The organism is Pontibacter diazotrophicus, from assembly GCF_003367245.1.
GTDB classification, from domain to species: domain Bacteria; phylum Bacteroidota; class Bacteroidia; order Cytophagales; family Hymenobacteraceae; genus Pontibacter; species Pontibacter diazotrophicus.
In genome coordinates, this window is the sequence record NZ_QRGR01000007.1 from 318,742 (window position 1) to 338,230 (window position 19,489).

The window sequence follows — 19,489 nt, forward strand, 5'->3', positions numbered from 1 at the left end:
ACGTAATTTCGAACTTCCAAATGCTCCATTACCCTTTTATATGAACAAAATAACCGCCACCATCAACCACATTGCGCTTTATGTGCATGACCTCGACAGAAGTACAAAGTTTTATAAAGAAGTGCTGCAACTGCGCCAGATTCCGGAGCCATTTAAAGACGGCTGGCACAACTGGTTCAGCATAGGAGAGCGAAGCCAACTGCACCTGATAGAAGGAGCACCCCGGGAGATAGTGCAGGAGAAGCAAAGGCACATTTGCTTCAGTGTGCCATCGCTGGAAGATTTCATGGAGAACCTGGAAGAGCTGCGCATTGACTACGGCAACTTCGAAGAAACGTCCAAAGAGCCTAACCTGCGTTCAGATGGTATCCGGCAGATTTTCTTCCAAGACCCCGATGGCTATTGGCTGGAGGTAAACGATGACCATGCATAACCTGTGCTGGTGAAGTTAAAGCCTTGGGTATTACCTGCTCCTGAAAACGTAAGATGCCAGGCACAGGCTTATCAGGCCGGCGGAAATGATGACTACAATTACATTCGGGAAATATGTGAAGTCAATTCCTGTTGAAAATCTGATGGCCGTGAAGACAAAAGTTGCTGTGAATATCAGTAGCCAGTACCAAAGCACCTGTTGGGCTGCTGGCAAAGTAGAGGTACTTTTTACCGTAGGTCGCAGGAGAGCATAAAGCACGACAAGGCCTCCAATTATAGAAAACACGATCTGAAGCAGAAAGTAAACAGGAATCTGATAGTCACCCAAAGCCACATCTGTTGCTAAAATCGGAAACCAGTTGAGAAACAGGCCATACTCGTGAGTAAAATTGTCCCAGAAAAGATGAGAGGCGATGCCGACAAGCATGGAAACCACCACTACCCAGGCGTGCTGCCTGTAATAGCGTATCCAGTCAAAGTCTTTGAAGTGGCTTAACCGCTGCCGCAGAAAAAGAGGAAGATGGTTGATAAGCGGATTGCGTACGATGAGGTGAAACAGAAAGGCAAGCAGAATGGCTAATGGCAGATTGAACCAGAAAATGCTGTGCCAGGTGTGGCTGAAAGAGACTTGAGCTTTCATCTTCAGGAACATCTCGAAATCCGGAGCGACACTGCCCGCAACCAGGCCTGTTAAAGAGCGCCAGCGCTGGGGCAGGTAATAGCCTGGCAAGACAATGGCTGGATGGGAAAAGGTGAAAGGCATAGGTAATCTATCCTGAATCAAAATCACAAAATAAGTCCCCTGTCGCTTTTCAGCAGCAGGGGACTTCAGAATTATTCTATAGAAAGAATCAGTAGGCTAGTAATCGTTACGCTCAATGGCGGCAACACCCGGAAGCGTTTTGCCTTCCATATACTCCAGCAGCGCGCCGCCACCAGTCGACACATAAGACACACGGTCAGCGTAGCCCAGCTGGTTTACAGCAGCAGCAGAGTCACCACCGCCAATCAGGGAGTAAGCGCCACGGCTCGTAGCCTCTACCACAGCCTCGGCGACAGCCTCAGTACCTACAGAGAAGTTAGACATCTCAAATACGCCCATTGGTCCGTTCCAAAGAATAGTTTTAGAATTGGCGATAACGGCAGCATACTCTTCGCGTGCGTTCGGGCCTATGTCCAGTCCCATCCAAAGAGGCTTGATGTGGTGGCTGAGGCAGGTATCAACATTGGCATCGTTGCTGAACGCATCGGCTACCACAGAGTCTACCGGAATCATTAGCTGCACGCCTTTTTCGCGGGCCATGGCAATCAGGCGGCCCGCCAGTTCAACTTTGTCTTCTTCTACGAGCGAGGATCCAATGGTACCACCATCGGCTTTGATAAAGGTATAAGACATACCGCCGCCGATGATCAGGTTGTCTACCTTATCCAGCAGGCGCTCAATAATCAGGATTTTATCGGAGATTTTGGCACCTCCCATAATAGCGGTATAAGGACGTTCCACGTTTTCGAGCACACGACGGGCATTTTCCAATTCAGCCTGCATCACGTACCCCACCACCTTATCGTTCGGGAAGTAGCGCGCTACCACGGCTGTAGAGGCATGCTCCCGGTGCGCTGTTCCGAAGGCATCGTTCACATACACATCACCCAGGGCGGCCAGGTCTTTCGCAAATTCAGGGTCGCCTTTCTCCTCTGCTTTGTGGAAGCGAAGGTTCTCCAGCAACAGAATCATGCCTGGCTGCAGCTCATTTGCTAGCGTAGCAGCCTCCGGGCCTACACAGTCGTTGGCAAACATCACTGTCGTGTTAAATTCATCTTTCAAACGGGGTACAAGATGGATCAGCGAATACTTTTCCTCCGGTCCGCCTTTCGGGCGGCCAAGGTGCGACATCAGGATCACAGCCCCCCCATCGTCCAGGATTTTCTGAATAGTAGGAACTGCCGCTCTAATGCGGTTATCGTCTGTAATGTTGTAGTTTTCGTCGAGAGGCACGTTAAAATCCACGCGCACCAATGCCTTTTTTCCGGCAAAGTTATACTGGTCTACGGTTTTCATGAAGTATATTGGGTTTCGTTATCCGATACTCGTTGTTCGTTAATTAGAAATTTTTGTTGCTGTGGCAAATATAGTAAATTAGATATAAGTGGTGAGAGTAGGGTATTAGTTTGTAGAAGGAGTGGCGTATGCGGAAGGGGTAGTGCTAAGGTGCAAATCAATTGTACAGGTAGATAGTCCTTTATTTGCTCCAATTAGTCTGAAGATAAACTTTAAAAAACAACTAAAAACGTTAGCCTCACAAGCAACTGGCATTTGCAGAAGTAGTGGCTAAATTTGTTACCTTTGCAAGGATGAAAGTAGGAATAATTTTCGGTGGGCCGTCACGTGAACGGGAGATTTCGTTTGCAGGAGGCCGTACGGTTTATGATAATTTAGATAAAGCCCTGTTTGAGGCAGTTCCCGTGTTTGTGGACAGCCTGGGCAACTTTATATTGCTGGATTGGCAGTATATCTACAAAGGCACCATCCGGGACTTTTACCCGCCGGTGGAGGCCCTGCCGGAGACGGAGCACGGCCTGCAGATATACATGGAATCGCTGGGCGAGCTGAGTATTGCCGAACAGGATGCTATTATCGCCAAAGCAGGCAAGCGCCTGATGCCGCATGAGTTTAAAAACCATTTCGACTTTGCGTTCCTGGCATTGCACGGCCCTTACGGGGAAGACGGCAGTATACAGGGCTTGCTGGAGTGGTACCATATTCCATACTCCGGTTCAGGTATTCTGCCCTCCGCGATAGGCATCGACAAAGCCGCGCAGAAGGAGATGTTGAACCAGCACGGTTTTCCTACGCCTGATTACAGCACCATCCAATACAGCGACTGGTCCGACCAGACAAAGCGCGGAAGAATATTTGAGCAATTGGTGGAGAAACTGGGTCTGCCTTTAGTATTAAAGGCGCCGCACCAGGGTTCTTCTATTGGTGTTTCCATTATCAAAGAAAATGATTTTGCCCAGTTTGAGGCAGGCGTAGAGCGCAGTTTCTTTACTAAAACCATCCAGAAGAGCCAATGGCAGGCGCTGGGAGAAGAGAAGCAGGTAGCCAGCATGCGGCAACTGGTGGATATCCGAGAGGGAATCGGTATGCCGGTGCTGCTGCAGGACGGCAACATACTGTATCACCCGGAAGAACTGCTGCGTTATATTAACGAGACGTTCAGCAACGCTGATACCGAAAGCATTACCCTCACCAACATAGAGCACGAGCAGCAGATTCTGGTAGAGGCCTTTATCAAAGGCAAGGAGTTCTCTTGTATTGTGGTGCAGGATGAGACGGGTAAAGCACTGGCCCTGCCGCCAACTGAGATTGTGAAGGGCAGCGAAGTGTTTGATTACCGCTCTAAATACCTGCCTGGCCTGAGCCGCAAAATCACACCTATCAACCTGCTAACAGAGCAGATACAGGAGATCCGTCAGGCCTGCAGCAAGCTGTTTAAGAACTTTGGCTTTAATGTGTATGCCCGTCTGGATGGCTTTATCACAGAAAGCGGTGAGATATTCTTGAATGACCCGAACACCACGTCCGGCATGTTGCCCTCGTCGTTCTTTTTCCATCAGGCTGCCGAAATCGGTCTGAACCCCTCGCAGTTCCTGACCTACATTATCCGCACGTCGGTGGCCGAGCGATTAAAGTCTGGCAAAGACACGGTGAAGCTGACGCGACTGCTGCAGCAGCTGGATGGTGCGATTCGGGATGAGCAGGCGCACCGGCAGGATAAGATCCGGGTGGGCGTGATCATGGGCGGATACTCTTCAGAACGCCATATTTCTGTGGAGAGCGGCCGTAATATTTACGAAAAGCTTTCTTCGTCTACCAAGTATGAGCCGTTGCCCATCTTCCTAACGGGAAGCAACGAAGCGCATCGCCTGTATACTATACCGGTGAACATCATGCTGAAAGACAATGCAGACGATGTAAAGGAGAAAATCCACCATTTTGAGCAGGGCGGTAAGCCGCACCCGGTGCTGGCGCAGATAATAGAAGAGGCAGAAAGCATTACGCGCAAATACACCGGCCGCAGCTTGCAGGAGCCGCAGCGCATCACGTACGCCCAGCTGAAGAACCTGGTGGATGCGGTATTCATTGCCTTGCACGGTCGTCCGGGTGAGGATGGTGCTTTACAGACAGAGCTGGAGAAACTGCACATCCCGTACAACGGTTCCGGCATCCGCTCTTCCCGCATCACCATCAATAAATACGAAACCAACGAGATTCTCGCCAAACATGGGGTTCCGGTGGCAAAGCACCAGATGGCTTTAAAAGAAGACTGGCTAAAAGATAAAGAACTCTTTTTCCAGGGAATAGAAGCGGAGTTTCCTTATCCGTTCATTGCCAAGCCTGCAGACGATGGTTGTAGTTCTGCTGTAAAGAAGATCAAGAACCGCCGGGAACTGGAGGCATTCAGTACATTGATGTTCCGTGAGATGGAGGAACTGGACACTGAGTGCGCCCGCACCCTTTCGCTGGGCTTCAAAGAGGAATTCCCGAACAAAGCAGGCTTTCTGGTGGAGACACTGATTTCGAGGAACGGCGCGAAGCACTTTCTGGAAGTAACAGGCGGCCTGCTGACCAAGTATGGTCCGGATGGCACAGTGGATTACGAAGTGTTTGAGGCTTCGGAAGCGCTGGCGGAAGGAGAAGTGCTGTCTTTAGAAGAAAAATTCCTGGCGGGTGAAGGACAAAACATCACACCGGCACGTTATGCTGCTGACCCGGTACGCCGGCAGAAAATATCAGACAAGGTGAAGGAGGATTTGAAGCGTGTGGCGCAGATTTTGCAGATTGAAGGATACGCCCGTATCGATGCGTTTGTCCGCATTCTGGAGAACGACGAGGTGGAAACGATCATCATTGAGGTGAATTCCCTGCCAGGCATGACGCCAGCCACCTGTATCTTCCACCAAACGGCCATCAACGGGTACAAACCATACGATTTCATCAACAGGATTCTGCAGTTCGGCATCGAGCGCAATAGAATGAAAGTGATGCAATGAAGTTTGGAAGTTAGAGAGTTAGAAAGTGAATGCGCTATTCGCTGGCGCGAATCTCCAGATTCGTGACGTAGGGTGAGTGTTGAGTCTCCGACTCAACTGGGCCTCTGGCCCAGGAAGTAGATACGAGAGAAGGCCCTTGCGCCACGTATCAATTTTTAACCAACAAGTACAGTATCAGTGAAGTAGCACTGACAGTCGTTAAGTCCTCCTTCGAAGGGGGTAGGGGGATGAAAGGCTGCTGGATGAGTAATAAACGTCGGCTAAACGCAGATCAGATTTACATCAATCTGTTTTGACAGAGTTATCCGCATAAGCAAAAATCATCCCCAGCCCCCTTCGAAGGGGGACAAAAAGAAGTAGTATTAATACCAGGAAAACATAGTCTGAAAGAGTCTTTCATCTTTTGTCTAATGTCTTTTGTCTCTTTTATAGATTAAAAATGTTCAAAGCGAAATCTTTTTTAAGTGTTCTAATACACCTGCTGCTGATGGCAGTCGTGATGGTGGCATTGATTGTAGGCTTCTTTTATTATTACCTGCCCTCCACCACAAACCACGGCGAAAGCATTGCAGTGCCGCGGATAGAAGGTATGCAGCTGACTGATGCGGAAGATCTGTTGGAGGAACGCAACCTACGCTTCTTTATCAACGACTCCAGCTATAACTCCAACTTAGCGCCTTACACCATCCTGACGCAGGATCCGGCGCCGGAAGCAAGCGTGAAGGAAAACCGCAAAGTTTACATCAGCGTGAACATGAAGAACCCGCCGATGATAAAGATGCCGAAGCTCATTGATGGCTCGGTGAAAAACGCGGAGCTTATTCTGAAAAGCTACGACTTGAAGAAGGGTGAGATTACACAAGTGCCGGACCTGCAGCAGAACGCCGTGCTGAAGCAATTCGTGAATGGCAAAGAGGTAAAGCCAGGTGAAATGATTCCGAAGGGCTCTGTGGTGGACCTGCACGTGGGCGATGGCCTCGGTAATACAGAGTTTGAAGTGCCTGAAGTGATTGGTATGCCGGTAGATGAGGCATCTGTGCTGCTGGTAGGGCAAGGGCTTCAGATAGGCAACATCATTTATGTACAGGGCAGCGAAGAACCGGATGGCACTGTGCTGAAGCAGCGCCCGTTTGCTGAGGTAGGCGCCAAGATTCGCGTAGGCGAACTGGTAGACCTATGGGTGGCTGGTGAGGAGCCGGTAATGGGCATTGATTAATTCAGAAGAAAAAAAGAACAAGCGCCTGCCAGAAATGGCGGGCGCTTTCGTTGTAGAGATAAAGCAGTAACATGAGAAAGCCGCTGGTACTTATTCTTTTCTTTCTTTGGAGTGGAGTGGCAGCTATGGCACAGGCCATTCTGCAACCACTGCAGCAGGAAATGCGCCAGATTCAGCGGAGCACTGCAAAGCCTTTGCGTTCGACTGCCGCTGCTGCAGTCTCCCTACCTTTCTTTGATGACTTTGCTGCCACCACAGTAGCGCCCGATCCATCACGCTGGCAGAATGGCGGCGTATACATCAACAACCGCTTCGGGTTTGAGCCAATCACTATTAACGTTGCCACTTTTGATGGGCTTAATGCCGCCGGACAACCCTATGTCCCCGAGTCTGTTGGGGCAGGAGCTTCAGATACGCTTACTTCCGAACCTATTCTGTTAGGCAGCCTCAACCCCGGCGATTCCGTCTACCTCAGCTTCTATTGGCAGTCGGGGGGTATAGGCGATGTGCCGGACCTGACAGAGAGCAACCTGCGTTACCTGCAACTGGAGTTTAAAGACAACACCGGCACCTGGAATCAGGTATGGCGACAGCCAGCTCCAGGCGTGGTCACCGACTTTGCGCAGGTTTTTGTCGGGCTGCGGGAGCCCCGGTATTTCCACGATGATTTCCAGTTCCGCTTCCGGAATGTGGGGCAGCGCAATGGCTTGGCCGACGTCTGGAACGTGGACTATGTGGAGCTTGGCAGCAACCGTAGCAAAGGACAAAACACCACCCGCGATATCGCCATTAGTGAGGGCGTGAGCAAGCTGCTGGAGCATTACACTGCCATGCCTGCCCGTCAGTTCAGGGCAAACCCTACCGGCGAACTGGCGGAAGAGGTGCGGGCAACGCTGAATAACTTAGGTGGCTTACCGGGTGCTATCAGCTGGCGCGGGTATATCAAGCAGTTAAACGAAGCTACCGCCGATACTTTTCTGCGCGGACAGGCCCTAATTCCGGGCGCCGCCCGCCAGTATGAGGTGACAGGAACACCTACTCTGGATGCCATCCAGGTGCCAGCGAGCGGACCTTTTACCTTACTCCACGGCATCCGGCTGGACACAAGGGAGCAGGACCCGCTGCAACGCGCCAACGACAGTACAGAACGCAAAACAAATTTTGCCGACTATTACGCCTACGACGATGGAACGGCAGAGGCAGGCTTCAGCTTCTTAGGGACAGGAAATGTGCAGGTGGCGCAGCGTTTTGACCTGAACGAGCCAGACCAACTCAGTGGCTTTCGGGTGTACTTCCCGCGCGTTGGAAGAGACCTTTCCGGTTCTCCTCTTATCTTTAAGATATGGGCTGAACAGGATAGCGTGCCGGGGGAAACATTGCATCAGCAAAGCTTCCAGATACAGTACAGCGATACCCTCAACGAGTTTTACGAAGTGCAGCTTTCTAAGCTGGTTCCGGTAGAGGGGAGCTTCTATATCGGTTGGTCGCAGGGAGGAAACACCTATGTAAACATCGGGTTTGATAAAAACGAGCGTGCTACGGACCGCCGCTTCACGTATACCCCTTCGGGTGGATGGATAGGCGAAACAACGCTGGAGGGAGCCATCATGATGCGCCCGGTACTGGTAGGTGAGGCCCTGGGTGTTGAGGATGATTTAGCTGCCGCCAGCATGCGCGTGTTCCCTAATCCGTCCAGGGGGGAAGTGTTCATCAATGAGCCCTACGAGCAGGTATCTGTTTTCGATATCACCGGTAAAAAAGTCCATAGCCAGACCTATGCCGGACCAGCGCAGCCCATAAACCTGCGCCACCTGGCACCAGGACTCTATACTTTGCGTATTCAAACAAGAAAAGCAATTGTCAACAAAAAACTAATACTGACGAAACTATGATTACTTCATCACAAGACATTACAGCAGAAGAATTAAAGGAGCGCCTGAACAAAGGAGAAACTCCAGTTATTATAGATGTGCGGGAGGATTGGGAATACCAGGAAGCAAATATTGCCGGTGCTAAAAACATCCCCCTCGGCGCTTTACCTACACGCCTCGACGACATAGAGGACTATAAAGACCAGGAAGTGATAGTGCAGTGCCGCTCCGGTGCCCGCTCTGCCAACGCCAAAGCGTTTCTGCAGCAGCAGGGCTTCAGCAATGTGCGCAACCTGCTGGGCGGTATTCTGGCATACCAAGGCTAAACACCTGCGCAGGCCTATAGTAACTGTATTAAATTTATACTAAAGGTAGAGAGGCATCAGGCTTTTCTACCTTTTTGTACCTGCTGCTGTCCCTGTTTTCATAAAGCAGGATACAGTCTTCTGACACATGTTAAATTGTATTTAAATTCTGTGGTTTAACATTGAAAAACAAGATAGTGCTAGAGTGATTTTCCGACTTGCGAATGGAAAAGCTATATTCTTTATGAAGGAGGAGATAAAAAGGGTATAAGTATACTTTATGTTAGAATGGTCAAAATCCGCAGTATATGCGATTTCGTACTTAGATTTTATTCTCACCTAAAGCATTTTATGTCATACTTTTATCCATCCACCTTATGAGGAAAATTCTAATCGCAGTCGTTTTCTGCTTTCTGACGGTAAGCCAGGTTTTTGCACAGGCTTACGTAGATTTAAAACTTAAAACAGCTATCACCGACCGCATTACCCCCTTACAAGTAGTTGTCACTTTCAAAGGAGAAGGAGCCCCAACCCTGCTGGATATCTCAGCACTTACACAGGCTGGTATCATTAACGGATTGACTTTGAGAGCCCTGCCGATAGCCGGCATAGTGGCAACAGCTTCACAGGTTGAAGCGCTGGCAGAGGACCCCAGGGTACTGTCGCTTTATCTGAACGAATCGCTGCAATACGAGAGCGATGGCGCCACTGAACTGACAGGTGTAGACAAAGCCCGAGACGAACTGGCGTTCACCTCCCAGAATGGTGGCTTTCCTGTTTCAGGACAAGGCATTGGCGTGCTGGTAAATGACAGCGGTGTAGACGGTACACACCCGGACCTGCAGTTTGGCAAAAACCTGAAGCAGAACGTAACGGCTGCCACTAATTTAAATTCCGTGTCCGGGATACTACCTTATACCCCACTGGAAAATGTGCCAAACACTGACGCCACCGGAGGCCACGGCACACACGTAGCAGGTATCGTGGGCGGAACAGGGCAGGCATCGTCGGGCAAGTATGAAGGGGTAGCTCCAGGCGCTGGCCTGGTAGGCTACGGTTCAGGTGCAGCGCTATTGCTGCTGGATGTTCTGTCTGGCTTTGATTATGCGATCATCAATCAGGCTACTTATAACATCCGTGTCATCACTAACTCTTTTGGTACTACAAGCGACACAGGTACAGATGTAAACCCTGCAGACCCCATTACACTTGCCACCAAGCGATGTGTTGACCGTAACATAGTCGTGGTATTCTCTGCAGGTAACTCCGGCCCAGGCTCCGGCACTATGACAGGGCAGTATAAAAAAGCGCCTTGGGTTATTGCGGTTGCCGCCGGGGATAAGTCTGGCCGCCTCGCAAGCTTCTCTTCCAGAGGCATCGAAGGGAAAGGCGGCTCTTTCACGCTCGATGGTAATTCTTACAACTGGGAAGATCGTCCAACGGTTACATCGCCTGGCGTAGACATTATTTCTGCTAAGGTTACGGAGCCACTTACGGTGCTGTCTACGCAGCAGGACATTGATGCCATGGACCCGGCACATGTACCCTATTACACGCACAAGAGCGGCACCTCTATGGCAGCTCCGCATGTGGCAGGTATAGTTGCCCTCCTTCTGGATGCAAATCCATCGCTTACAGTAGCACAGGTAAAGGAAATTCTGCAGCAAACTGCCACCAACATACCGGATAGAGCGTCCTGGGAAGTGGGGGCTGGTTATGTCAATGCCTATGCTGCCATTGACAGAGCCTTTAGAGCTTCGGCCCCTTACGGTTCCACACTCAACCTGAACCGTACATTCAACAGCAATGTAAATACAAACACAGTATCTGAAAACTTTACTATTGATTATAATCCAGCAACTACTGCTACAAACATCTATGCATTTAATGTGGCAGAAGGCACAACAGGTTTGGAGGCTAAAATCAAAGCTACCGGTGTAGAAGGTGAGACAGGTAACCCTGTAAGGTTGTCTCTTATTTCACCGAATGGTGTGAGAACAAGTGCTGGTATTCCGGTATTGTTTGCCCTGAGCTATGACCGGGGCGTAGCAGTAGCCTCACCTGAAGCAGGTACCTGGACGGCTGAAGTATCTGGTCTGAACGGGGTGGCTTTCCCGGAGCAAATAAACGGAGTTGTTAATATGATGACAGCTGCAGGCACCACAGGGTTAAGCGATATTACGGGCCACCCGGCAGAGGCCTCCATTAAAATGGCCGTGAGTGCCCGTTTAGCCGATGGTCTCTCTGGCGGTGGCTATAAGCCAGATGAACTCCTGAAGCGCATCGACCTGGCAGATTACCTGATGATGGGAGAGGGCATTCGTCAGTTCCTGCCAATAGATGGTGCCTTTACCTTAACAGATGTGAAGGATAGAAACCTGCTGGCTGAGTCTATAGTAGCGAGGGGCGGTGCTTTACGGGACAGAGAGCATAAGTTTGCAGGCATTATGCTTCCTGCAACTGCAGGTAAATTCTCTCCTAACGGTAAAGTAAACCGGGCAGAGTTGTCTTACTCACTGGTGCAGGCTTTAGGTTTGCAGGATTTTGCGTTGGAGCGCAACGGTAAAACACCGACTGTTGAGGTGAATGGTACCAGCTATGACATTGAGGATGCCGCTGATATTCCTGCCGGTCTGGAAGGCTATGTGAGCGTGGCGCTGGAGCTGAATTTGATTAATGCCTATTACTCCCTGACACAGGGTCCATATGACCTGGAGCCAATGCTGCACGCTAGCTTTAAGCCACTGCAGGATGTTACCCGTGCTGATTTCGCGGTCATTATCACCCGCACACACGCACAGTGGAATGCGGGTACACAACCGCTTTCAGCTTCTGGCAGCTCAGCGGCTGTAGTCGCTTCGGGTGTGATGCCTGAAGAACGCGTTTACAGCTATCCAAATCCATTCTCCGGCAGAACGACCATTAGCTATATGGTGCCACAGGACGGACCGGTGCAGGTAACAGTGTATGATGTGTTAGGCAAGAAAGTGAAAACGCTGGTAGCAGAAAGCCTGAAAACGGGTAACTATTCTGTAGACTTTGAAGCAGGCAACCTGCCAGGCGGAACATACATCTATCGTGTAGAGGCTGGAAATAAGGTGTTTACCAACAGGATGGTACTGACAAAGTAGCGCTCTAAGCTTTTTCTCAGCAATGAAGAAGCCATCCGGACCCGGATGGCTTCTTTTTTATTCAATAATAAAAGGCGAAGGACTGAAGCAGAGAAGGAAGATGACGAACGCAAATATACCCAGCGCCTTTCGCATAGGCGTGAGGGGCCGTTCGTCAGGACAGGACGGGTGGAAGATGCCCATTACCCGCGAGAGAAGCAGGCCAAACACGAGCCAACCACTATACCCATCCGCTTCTGGAAAGGCAAAAGAAATCAGTACCTGTGCCAGCACGACAAAAGCCGTCAGGTACAGGGCGTAGGGTAGTGTTGGCGCTGCCGGTTTCAGCACAAACAGCAGGTACAGGATGTAAAACGTCCACATCCAGATGTAACCAGACAGCTCAGGGAAAAGCTCAGAAAAACCGTACTGGAGCAATAGTAGCCCTATGGCCGCAGCCAAGCCCTGGCGCCTGTCGTCTAATATCTTCCAGAGCGCCCAATAACTGAATGGTGCAAACACCACGAGTAGTTCTTCCGCCCACACAGGCTCTGTGTATGGCGAGATAATACCCAACCCGGCATAGAGGATGAACAGAGTGAAGAAGATGGGGGAGAGGCGGTTAAACTGCCTATAGCCAATCAGGCCGTAAAGCACATGGCCCCCGTCTAACTGACCAATGGGTAGCAGGTTGAGCGCCGTAAAGAAAAGCGCCAGGTAACCTGCAAACACCAGGGGGTAGTGGATGACTTCATACTTGTTAGGCACCAGTTCCGGGTCTGCTACAAATCGCTCAAAGGCGATAAACAGCAGGTTCTTACCCAGGTAAAAGCTTCCTAAACCTTCCTGGTACACATATTGTGCGTAATCCAGCCCAAAGCGCTTGTACTCCGGGTGTATGTCGAAAATATACTCCTGCGGCGGGAGGTGTGTAAAGGCGTAGAAGAGCAGCGGAATAGCTACCACAAAACCAGCCAGCGGCCCGGCGACGCCAATATCAAAAAACTGCCGCCGCGAAAAGATGCGCTCCTTTATCCGGATAAAGGCTCCCATGGTACCCAGCGAAAAAGAAATACCAAACCACAACGGAATGTAGTAAGGTAAGGTCACGTTGGTACGGTAGTATTTGGCTGTGAAATAGTGGCCGAACTCATGCACCGTCAGCACCCCTAAAAAGGGTAATGAAAAGTAAAGTCCACCTGCAAACTCTGCCCAGGTAATGGTGCCTGTCCAGTCAAAGCCTTCCGGGCCCACAAAGAAAAGCTTGCCAAAACGCCACTCCGTTCCCGCAAGGGTAGTGGTGACGAGCGTAATACAGAAAAGCAGCAGGTGAAGAGGGTAGTTGTGCTGCTGCTTAGATGGTAACATTTTTAAAAACCTCGTTAATCGTAAGTGGTGGCTGCAGGTGAAGGGTATTCAGCCCTACTTTATCTGCGCTTTCAATGTGCTGGATGCTGTCGTCAATAAACAGCGTTTCTTCTTTCTCTAAGCCATTCATGGCCAGAATCTGCTCAAAGATGGCTGCATCCGGCTTCCGCTTCCCAATGAGGTGGGAGTAATAGCTTTGCTCAAACAGCGAATCCAGACTTGGAATTGTGAAGCTGCGCGCCACTATCTCGTTGAAACGTTTCATGTGGATGGCATTGGTATTGCTCAGTAAAAAGAGGCGGTACTTCTTACCTAGCTTCAGCAGCAGGTCAATGCGCTCCTGTGGGATGTCCAGCAGCATGGCATTCCAGGCGGCGTCTATCTCTTCATCAGAGGCGGTGATGCCGTAGGCGGCGCGTAATTCACTGCGGAAAGCCTCAGGCGAGCTGGCACCTGTCTCAAACATGTCGAACAGTTGGCTCTGTTCTTTCTGGTTATAGGCAATGCTACAGTTTTCTTTGCACAGTTTCTGCAGCTCTTCTATGCTCTTGTTATAGTTGAGGTTAATGATGACACCACCCAGGTCGAAGATTATATTCTTAATTTGTGTCAGATCCACGGAAAAAATATTTTCGTTTCTATTTGAAATATTGAATGCAAATATGTAAAATTGCACTCCCAAATCAAAGAAAGGCATGCCTTTTAAGGGAACGGGCCTATAGCTCATTCGGTTAGAGCAACTGACTCATAATCAGTAGGTGCCTGGTTCGATTCCAGGTGGGCCCACTTCATAATCAAGCACTTACGAGATAGAACTTGTAAGTGCTTTTTTTATGAGCACACAAGTAGCAGTATTAGACTTCAGCACTTGTTTTCATTCTGTGCCGTTGGCACTTGGCTTTTGTGGCACAAAGTTCATCAAGAGCGCGATGTTGCAACCTCTTAGTTATTGATAGCCTCTCCATAGTTACAACACTTCCTTATTTATATACACCAATTGTACTGGAGAATAGGGTAGGGTATGAGGTGAAGTATATTGTTGTTCACACAAAATTATTTTATGGATTTTTAACTCTATCAATAATCAATATTAGGTATCACAATGAGTTCCTATGAAAATGCCAAAGTCGAGCTAAGTAGGCATGATGCAGGCCGACGTTTCCTGCCTTAGCGCATACAAGTTTGTATGAGTCGATTAAATTTGTTATTCGGCTCATTTTTATTTTATATTTGAGCCATTTAAGCGTTATATTCGGCTCATGATCTACAATTGGCAACAACCCGACTGGCTTGAATTCAGGTATGATGTAAGCGAAGTAGAAGATATGCTCTTCGAGTTCGCAGAGCTGACGGGGCATGTCAGTGGGATGTTGAAGGCCCTCCCTGAAGCGGCCCAGTTGGAAGCTGTGATTGACATGATGGTGGCTGAAGCTATCAAAACGTCAGAAATTGAAGGCGAGTACCTTAGCCGCCAGGATGTTGTTTCATCTATCCGCAATAACCTCGGCCTTAATCAAACCCTTGAAGCTACAAAAGATAAAATGGCGCAAGGGGCGGGTGAATTGATGGCCGATGCCCGTAAAACCTATGCGGATGCCTTGACAGTGGAGAAGCTCTTCCAATGGCACACGATGCTTTTAAAAGAGCAGAAACAAGTCAAAGTCGGCGTGTGGCGCAGCCATGAGGAACCGATGCAGGTTGTTTCAGGCGCGCTTGGTAAAGAAAAGGTGCATTTTGAAGCTCCTCCCTCTTCTCGCATACCGGATGAAATGAGTAGGTTCATTCAATGGTTCAATCATACAGCACCTGGAGGAGGCAATGAGATCAGGAAAGCCCCTGTCAGGTCGGCGGTTGCACATTTATATTTTGAAACCCTTCACCCGTTTGAAGATGGCAATGGCAGAATCGGGCGCGCCATAGCAGAAAAAGCTTTGTCGCAAACCCTGGGCCGTCCGGTGTTGCTTAGCCTCTCAAGGACAATAGAGGCAGATAAGAAAGCGTATTACAATGCCTTGGAGCAGGCACAGAAAAGCAACGACATCACGTCCTGGGTTATATACTTTGTCAGTGGTATTCTAACCTCACAGCAACAGGCTATCAGCCTTGTCGATTTCATTCTGAAGAAATCGAAGTTCTTTGACCGGTTCAGGAACTCACTGAATGAACGGCAAATAAAGGCTGTAAGAAGGATGCTTGACGCAGGACCGGAGGGTTTTGAGGGAGGTATGAACGCAAGAAAATATATAGCTATTACCAAAGCCTCCAAGGCGACTGCAACAAGAGATTTGCAGCATCTTCTGGAACTGGGAGCGTTCATCCAGGAAGGTGGCGGTCGGAGTACCCGCTATATTTTAAATATTTAATTTCAATAAACACTTTGTGCAGGACTAATCGAAAAGGATCAGCCCTGCAAAAGTACCTATACACCGGCTTGTGGAATTGTTACTGTTTTCAAGAAGGTGCTTCAAGTTCTGTCCAAGAAGATTATCCCAGCCCCCCTCAAATCGCTCTTTTTTGAAATGCGGATGATTGGGAAAACTCTCTATATCTGTTTGAATCACCCTTAACTTAGTTTTGTCTTCTTCCGAAAATAAATCAAATATAACCTCTGAATTTCCCTGATAGCCTTTATAAGCCCAATTATGCGCTAACGTTCTACCACTTTAGTCACAATCCATTCCTTTTGGTACTCGGCACTGCTATCATCAAATTGAAATTTAAATCCGACTATAGGTTCAAATTGTTTAAGTTGAGGAAAATACCATTCCTTCATTTTATCCTTATCAGTTAAAGCCTGCCAAACTTTCTCAATTGGTACATTATAATTAAACTCTTTTATTAGTGGAGTGCTCATGATTTTTTATCTGTTAATATTTCCGAAAAGCAAAGAATAGATAACTCAGCTTCTTGCAGAACGGGTCACCGCTTGTTGCCGTCCCAAGAAACGGGGGAATTTTAATACAGCAGAAGCAGCTTTGCAACACCTGGTGGCAAAGCAACGCTTTGCCACCAGGTGTTGCTGGTACTGTCATAAATACTCTCCAAGCTTAGGAAAAGTGGCTTTTTATACCATAATTCCTAAAATTATTTTAAATTTAAAGCGATACAGTTGGGAGCTTAATGTAACTAACTACTCTTACCAAAACTACTATTTTCCTACACAGGTGACATTCCAGTGATTCATATGCCGGACCAATTATTGAAGGACATGGAAGCCGTCAAGCAAATTCCAGTTGTCACCATGATGCTTGATGTTATTTGCCAAACAACTGGAATGGGCTTTGCGGCAGTTGCCCGGGTGACGCAGGACAGATGGCTTGCCTGCAGCGTCCGGGACGAAGTGCAGTTTGGCCTGGAAGAGGGAGGGGAGCTGAAGATTGAGACGACCATCTGCAATGAGATACGGGACAGCCGCAAGCCGGTGATCATTGATAACGTCAGCGAGGCCCCCCTTTACAAAAATCACCACACGCCCAAAATGTATGGTCTTCAAAGCTATATATCCTTTCCCATCATCTTAAAGAACGGAGAGTTCTTCGGGACCCTTTGTGCCATAGATTCAAAACCCGCACAAGTGAACAATAGTAAAGTCATTGGCATGTTCACGATGTTTGCGGAACTGCTGGCTTTTCACCTGCAAAGCCTGGATTTGCTGGAACGCAGCTATAAGACGAATATGGAGTTGGGCAATCAGAACAGAGTCCTGGCCAGTGCCAACTTTGAACTTGACAACTTTGTCTACACAGCATCCCACGACCTGAAATCACCAGTTTCCAACATCGAAGGTTTGCTTGATGAACTTTCTGAGACTATCGCTAAGGGGCAGATAGACAGGATTGAAGTCAACCAAATTGTTCAGTTGATGAAATCCTCCGTTAAGCGGTTTAACACAACTATCAGTGACCTTACAGCTATTGTGGAGCTGGAAAAGGCAAGCTTGAGTAAAGATCCCGAAGAAATAGACTTCTTTGATGTGGTGGAAGCTGCAAAAATGGACTTACATAAGCTGATAGTAGAATCCAACGCGAAAATCAAGGTAGTCTCTGCGGACAGACTCTTGGTGGGTTTGTCCAAAAAGAATTTAAAAAGCGTCATCCAAAACCTTTTGAGCAATGCCATCAAGTACCGCTCGCCTGACAGGAAGCTGGAAGTAACCGTGCGGATGGAAGAGGTTGAAGGCAGGACACATCTTACAGTTGAAGACAACGGTTTGGGGATACCATCTGATAAGCAGGACAAGGTCTTCACCATGTTCAAACGTTTCCATGATCATGTGGAAGGGAGCGGTCTCGGCCTATATATAGTAAAGCGAATAGTAGATGCTGTTAAAGGGCAGATTCAGGTAAGAAGCACCCTGGACAGAGGAACATCTTTCCTTATCATCTTCTAGGAGGTTCAGGGAGGTTATTGCAATACACAGCAACACTGATACAGCTCTCTGTGAACACAGTTAATGTAGACTTCCCTAAAAGTCGGCCATTTGGAAGTTGAAAAAATCTTTAACTCCCCTCCTTTGTTTCAAGGAGGGGCAGGGATGGTTCATTTTGTTCATAAAGTAGCGCCACGCTCTATGAATAAAAATTTATGTAAACCTGTGAAGCCGAAAAACAATTTCAGGCTAAACCATTTACCTTTCTGAGCAGAGCAGAAATCTTCCGACAGTTACTATTACAACCTACTTCAGGAGGTGTAGGCGTAAAATCTTGCCGTTATCATAATCTGTTAGCACATAGAGGGAGCCATCAGGCGCCTGTTCTACATCGCGTGTGCGGACTGCCAGCGGGATGCGCTCGACTTCCTCTGCCTGTTCCCCATTGATTTGTACCCGTACGAGACCGCTGCTGGTTAACCCTCCGATGAAGGCGCTGTTCTGCCAGGCAGGAAACATAGAACCGGTATAGAATATCATCCCGGAAGGAGAAATAGTAGGGGTCCACTCAATGACAGAATTGGCAAATTCAGGGTGTGTGGGCGGGTTGGGGATATCAGTGCCATCGTAGTTTTTTCCCCAGCTTACGACGGGCCATCCATAATTCCGGCCCTTTACCGGCTGGTTCAGTTCATCTCCTCCCATTGGTCCCATTTCGGCAACCCATAGCTTGTTGGTGCGGGGATCAAACGCGGCACTTTCGATATTGCGGTGGCCGTAGGACCAGATTTCGTCCTTCGCATTTGCCTGTCCTACAAAAGGATTGTCTTTGGGTACTGTACCGTCCCGGTTGATGCGGATAATAGTACCCATGTGGTTGGAGAGGTCCTGCGCTGGCTCAAACTTGAACCTGTCGGCCATGGTGAGCATCAGGTGTCCTTCCTGCGTAAACAGGATGCGTCCGCCGAAGTGGTTCGGGCCTTCCACTTTGGGGTCCTGCCGAAAGATGACTTTGAAATCCTTTAGCTCATTTCCTTCCAGTTTGCCGCGCCCCAGCGCTGTTGATGCCGTGCTGTCTTCACCTGGTTCGGAAAAGGAGAGGTATACCAGGTTGTTTTGCCTGAAGTCCGGGTCCAGCGCGACATCTAACAGCCCACCCTGATCGCTTACAAATACTTCAGGGGTGCCTTTGAGTGGTTGTGAAAGGTTGTTGTCGGTGTCCAGTATCCGAAGGTTCCCGGCGCGCTCGGTCACCAGCAGCCGGTTGTCTGGCAGAAAAGCCATGCCCCAGGGGTGCTTCAGGTCCCCAGCCAGTTCTTCAATTTCAATGTCGCCCGCTTCGGTGCGTACCGTAGGCTTTTCTTGTGAAAAGGCTTGTATTGTAATCAGTACAAATGCCAGTGCTCCTGTCGTGCGACGAATAGCACGCGCTATCAATTTTCCTCCTGCTGTTTTCATAGTTCAATCTTACTGCTTCAGAATTATTACCTTTTCTGATAACGCAGCAGCACAATTGATGTTCTGGTTTAAACTATAGCACCAGCAGGTATCCTTTATAGTGCAATTCTCATAGCCTTATTTTGTTGCCTGAAGTTTGTGGAAATGAAGTTTGTATTTACATGATCGCGCACTCGTCTCGTACGGACAGGTCGCGACCCAATGCCGTCAACTTAAGGGATTTTTCGTAAAACTCTGCAAAAGGCTAGGCATTATGAGTATTAAAAAAAGAACCTGGAGATTTTGAAGCGTTTGCGCGTCATGAT

General features: G+C 48.8%; 14 protein-coding genes, 1 tRNA gene and 1 pseudogene. 9 read left to right on the forward strand and 7 right to left on the reverse strand.

Annotated elements, in window-relative coordinates; all coding sequences use genetic code 11:
- Positions 1–40 precede the first annotated feature (40 nt).
- Positions 41–433: a VOC family protein gene (locus tag DXT99_RS08035; RefSeq protein WP_115565001.1), complete on the forward strand. Its 393-nt coding sequence runs from the start codon at positions 41–43 to the stop codon at positions 431–433.
- A 30-nt stretch (positions 434–463) separates the two neighbouring features.
- Here DXT99_RS08035 and DXT99_RS08040 read toward each other — a convergent pair whose 3' ends face one another.
- Together DXT99_RS08040 and DXT99_RS08045 are read right to left on the reverse strand one after the other, a co-directional pair.
- Complete coding sequence (locus DXT99_RS08040; protein ID WP_115565002.1) at positions 464–1,195, reverse strand: DUF4184 family protein; 732 nt, start codon at positions 1,193–1,195, stop codon at positions 464–466.
- A 96-nt stretch (positions 1,196–1,291) separates the two neighbouring features.
- On the reverse strand, positions 1,292–2,491 hold the full coding sequence (locus DXT99_RS08045; protein ID WP_115565003.1) for a phosphoglycerate kinase: 1,200 nt from the start codon (positions 2,489–2,491) through the stop codon (positions 1,292–1,294).
- A 293-nt stretch (positions 2,492–2,784) separates the two neighbouring features.
- Here DXT99_RS08045 and DXT99_RS08050 point away from each other — a divergent pair, with 293 nt between their 5' ends.
- The 5 genes from DXT99_RS08050 (at position 2,785) to DXT99_RS08070 (ending at position 12,010) form a co-directional block, all read left to right on the forward strand.
- Complete coding sequence (locus tag DXT99_RS08050; RefSeq protein WP_115565004.1) at positions 2,785–5,487, forward strand: D-alanine--D-alanine ligase family protein; 2,703 nt, start codon at positions 2,785–2,787, stop codon at positions 5,485–5,487.
- 439 nt (positions 5,488–5,926) lie between these two features.
- Positions 5,927–6,703: a PASTA domain-containing protein gene (locus tag DXT99_RS08055; protein ID WP_115565005.1), complete on the forward strand. Its 777-nt coding sequence runs from the start codon at positions 5,927–5,929 to the stop codon at positions 6,701–6,703.
- Positions 6,704–6,774: 71 nt separating this feature from the next.
- Positions 6,775–8,595 (forward strand): T9SS type A sorting domain-containing protein, encoded by a 1,821-nt coding sequence (locus tag DXT99_RS08060; RefSeq protein WP_115565006.1) that lies wholly within the window; start codon positions 6,775–6,777, stop codon positions 8,593–8,595.
- Positions 8,592–8,900 carry a rhodanese-like domain-containing protein gene (locus DXT99_RS08065; RefSeq protein WP_115565007.1) on the forward strand — a complete coding sequence of 103 codons (309 nt, stop codon included), beginning with the start codon at positions 8,592–8,594 and terminating at the stop codon, positions 8,898–8,900. The genes DXT99_RS08060 and DXT99_RS08065 overlap by 4 nt, the downstream gene beginning before the upstream one ends.
- Positions 8,901–9,256: 356 nt before the next feature.
- The gene (locus DXT99_RS08070; RefSeq protein ID WP_115565008.1) at positions 9,257–12,010 is read left to right on the forward strand and encodes a S8/S53 family peptidase; all 2,754 of its coding nucleotides are present in this window, start codon (positions 9,257–9,259) and stop codon (positions 12,008–12,010) included.
- Between the two features lie 57 nt (positions 12,011–12,067).
- Here DXT99_RS08070 and DXT99_RS08075 read toward each other — a convergent pair whose 3' ends face one another.
- Together DXT99_RS08075 and DXT99_RS08080 are read right to left on the reverse strand one after the other, a co-directional pair.
- The gene (locus DXT99_RS08075) at positions 12,068–13,357 is read right to left on the reverse strand and encodes a site-2 protease family protein (protein ID WP_115565009.1); all 1,290 of its coding nucleotides are present in this window, start codon (positions 13,355–13,357) and stop codon (positions 12,068–12,070) included.
- Positions 13,344–13,976: an HAD family hydrolase gene (locus DXT99_RS08080; RefSeq protein ID WP_115565047.1), complete on the reverse strand. Its 633-nt coding sequence runs from the start codon at positions 13,974–13,976 to the stop codon at positions 13,344–13,346. The genes DXT99_RS08075 and DXT99_RS08080 overlap by 14 nt, the downstream gene beginning before the upstream one ends.
- A 93-nt stretch (positions 13,977–14,069) precedes the next feature.
- Between DXT99_RS08080 and DXT99_RS08085 the strand changes: the two genes are divergently transcribed.
- Together DXT99_RS08085 and DXT99_RS08090 are read left to right on the forward strand one after the other, a co-directional pair.
- Positions 14,070–14,143, forward strand: a tRNA-Ile gene (locus DXT99_RS08085).
- A gap of 473 nt (positions 14,144–14,616) precedes the next feature.
- Positions 14,617–15,720, forward strand: coding sequence for a Fic family protein (locus tag DXT99_RS08090; RefSeq protein ID WP_115565010.1), 1,104 nt, complete (start codon positions 14,617–14,619; stop codon positions 15,718–15,720).
- A 24-nt stretch (positions 15,721–15,744) separates the two neighbouring features.
- Here DXT99_RS08090 and DXT99_RS27950 read toward each other — a convergent pair.
- Together DXT99_RS27950 and DXT99_RS27705 are read right to left on the reverse strand one after the other, a co-directional pair.
- Positions 15,745–15,987 (reverse strand): annotated as a pseudogene (locus tag DXT99_RS27950) (hypothetical protein); the annotation flags it as partial.
- Positions 15,988–16,004: 17 nt separating this feature from the next.
- A complete protein-coding gene (locus tag DXT99_RS27705) occupies positions 16,005–16,211 on the reverse strand; it encodes an SRPBCC family protein (RefSeq protein ID WP_115565012.1) in 207 nt (68 codons plus the stop codon).
- Positions 16,212–16,541: 330 nt separating this feature from the next.
- On the opposite strand from DXT99_RS27705, the gene DXT99_RS08105 reads away from it, so the two are divergent.
- On the forward strand, positions 16,542–17,747 hold the full coding sequence (locus DXT99_RS08105; protein ID WP_246000572.1) for a sensor histidine kinase: 1,206 nt from the start codon (positions 16,542–16,544) through the stop codon (positions 17,745–17,747).
- Between the two features lie 285 nt (positions 17,748–18,032).
- Here DXT99_RS08105 and DXT99_RS08110 read toward each other — a convergent pair whose 3' ends face one another.
- Positions 18,033–19,184, reverse strand: coding sequence for a PQQ-dependent sugar dehydrogenase (locus DXT99_RS08110; protein ID WP_115565014.1), 1,152 nt, complete (start codon positions 19,182–19,184; stop codon positions 18,033–18,035).
- Between the last annotated feature and the right edge of the window lie 305 nt (positions 19,185–19,489).

What these genes read in the sequence shown, in the direction of transcription:
- DXT99_RS08035 (WP_115565001.1), top strand. Translation starts at nt 41, where the DNA reads ATGAACAAAATAACCGCCACCATCAACCACATTGCGCTTTATGTGCAT.
- DXT99_RS08040 (WP_115565002.1), bottom strand. Translation starts at nt 1,195, where the DNA reads ATGCCTTTCACCTTTTCCCATCCAGCCATTGTCTTGCCAGGCTATTAC.
- DXT99_RS08045 (WP_115565003.1), bottom strand. Translation starts at nt 2,491, where the DNA reads ATGAAAACCGTAGACCAGTATAACTTTGCCGGAAAAAAGGCATTGGTG.
- DXT99_RS08050 (WP_115565004.1), top strand. Translation starts at nt 2,785, where the DNA reads ATGAAAGTAGGAATAATTTTCGGTGGGCCGTCACGTGAACGGGAGATT.
- DXT99_RS08055 (WP_115565005.1), top strand. Translation starts at nt 5,927, where the DNA reads ATGTTCAAAGCGAAATCTTTTTTAAGTGTTCTAATACACCTGCTGCTG.
- DXT99_RS08060 (WP_115565006.1), top strand. Translation starts at nt 6,775, where the DNA reads ATGAGAAAGCCGCTGGTACTTATTCTTTTCTTTCTTTGGAGTGGAGTG.
- DXT99_RS08065 (WP_115565007.1), top strand. Translation starts at nt 8,592, where the DNA reads ATGATTACTTCATCACAAGACATTACAGCAGAAGAATTAAAGGAGCGC.
- DXT99_RS08070 (WP_115565008.1), top strand. Translation starts at nt 9,257, where the DNA reads ATGAGGAAAATTCTAATCGCAGTCGTTTTCTGCTTTCTGACGGTAAGC.
- DXT99_RS08075 (WP_115565009.1), bottom strand. Translation starts at nt 13,357, where the DNA reads ATGTTACCATCTAAGCAGCAGCACAACTACCCTCTTCACCTGCTGCTT.
- DXT99_RS08090 (WP_115565010.1), top strand. Translation starts at nt 14,617, where the DNA reads ATGATCTACAATTGGCAACAACCCGACTGGCTTGAATTCAGGTATGAT.
- DXT99_RS27705 (WP_115565012.1), bottom strand. Translation starts at nt 16,211, where the DNA reads ATGAGCACTCCACTAATAAAAGAGTTTAATTATAATGTACCAATTGAG.
- DXT99_RS08105 (WP_246000572.1), top strand. Translation starts at nt 16,542, where the DNA reads ATGCCGGACCAATTATTGAAGGACATGGAAGCCGTCAAGCAAATTCCA.
- DXT99_RS08110 (WP_115565014.1), bottom strand. Translation starts at nt 19,184, where the DNA reads ATGAAAACAGCAGGAGGAAAATTGATAGCGCGTGCTATTCGTCGCACG.